Annotated in this window: 2 protein-coding genes; one reads left to right on the top strand and one right to left on the bottom strand. The window is 41.5% G+C overall.

Features of this window, described 5'->3' with window-relative positions:
• A partial coding sequence (locus F6K49_RS49200; protein WP_293110029.1) for a transposase occupies window positions 1–1,058 on the bottom strand: 1,058 nt, incomplete at its 3' end.
• 117 nt (window positions 1,059–1,175) lie between these two features.
• Here F6K49_RS49200 and F6K49_RS49195 point away from each other — a divergent pair.
• Entirely contained in the window at window positions 1,176–1,343 is a 168-nt protein-coding gene (locus F6K49_RS49195; RefSeq protein ID WP_198954039.1) for a hypothetical protein, read from the top strand.
• Window positions 1,344–1,403: the final 60 nt, after the last annotated feature.

Here is a 1,403-nt window from a genome sequence, read left to right as displayed (position 1 = left end):
TACAAGCCACACGCAGCCACGACCTCTACCTTTTTGACTAGTTCTCCCCAGGCTGCATTAGATATTGAGCGATTTAAACCTCTTTTAGTGGATTGTCCGTTACGGTCATATCCGCCATTTTCGTTGGGTTTGGGTTTACACCGAGACTTCATTGCCTTGATGTTCATATCCTCGAAAACTAGGGCATCTGTTCCATTAACTAATTGATTGGCAACATTCCATTGATACGCAGTACGTTTGTTTGTAATCCGCTCATGAAGTGAAGCTACCTTAGAGTAAGACTTTCCTCTATTTTTAGATCCTTTCCTTTTTCGGCTAGCCGCTTTTTGTCTGAGTTTTAGTCGCCTTTCTCTACGCCTAAAAGATTTTTGTTTGGCTGGATTCGCTATTGTCTTCCCATTAGATATACTGATTAATTTCTTGATACCTAGATCACCACCTTTAACTTTTAAAGGATCAATCTCATACTTGTCTTTTGTAAGGATTGCCGGAACTGACTTGTCTTCGATCTGAAGACTGACAAACCATCCCCGAGCTTTCCTACGAACAGTCACAGATTTTAGAGTGAATCCTTCAGGAATAGGGCGAGAGTTGTAAAAGCCCATCCAACCAATACCCGGAAGATATATTTTGTTCCCATCTAGTTTTACTTGACCAGGAGCATACTTGAAGCTTCTGAATCGTGACCTTCTTTTAGGCTTTGGATATCCAGTCTCTCCCTTAAAAAACTTAGAGAATGCGACATCTAACTGCCTTAGGGTTTGTTGCAGAACAGTTGAATGGATTATTTTGTACCAAGGTCTCTCCTTCTTGAGAATTGGAAGATTTGAACTGTGAGCCTCATACGCACTCCTCCTTGGATTTTTTTTGCTGTTTTTCCAGGGGTAACCCACGGAATGATTTCTGCTTACAGAACAAGTCAGCGGGCACACCTCTCCACCACTTCTCAGATCGCAGTAATTACCCAACCTTGGAGCTTTTACCTGATCATAAGAGTCATTTCTATCTCTTAATAGGTAGTTGTCTTCTGATCGCAACATGTCAAGCCATTTTTTCATCGTGGCTTCTTGTTGTCGGTTTGGCTTGAGTTTATAGGAGTACCCTAGCTGCATTTATTCGACCTTTCTGTTTATGCTACATTAATTATAGCTTATCGAAATACAGATGTCAACATTATGGGAAAAAGAACTGGGAGACCACCAATACATGGAGAGGCGAAGAAAGCGCATACAGTTAGAACAACAGATGCGGCATGGGAAGGTTTGAAACAAATGGCGATCAAGGCAGGTTTAAACTTGTCTGAGTACCTAGAATCCCTAGGCAAGACTGGTCGATTACCTTAAATATTTGAGAGGGAAATTCATCCTAGAGACGAAACCTTAGGATAGTGGAGCCTTTATGGA

It is taken from the genome of Moorena sp. SIO3I6 (assembly GCF_010672095.1).
Note: the sequence above shows the minus strand (reverse complement) of the source record. Positions and strands in the feature narration are given on the sequence as shown.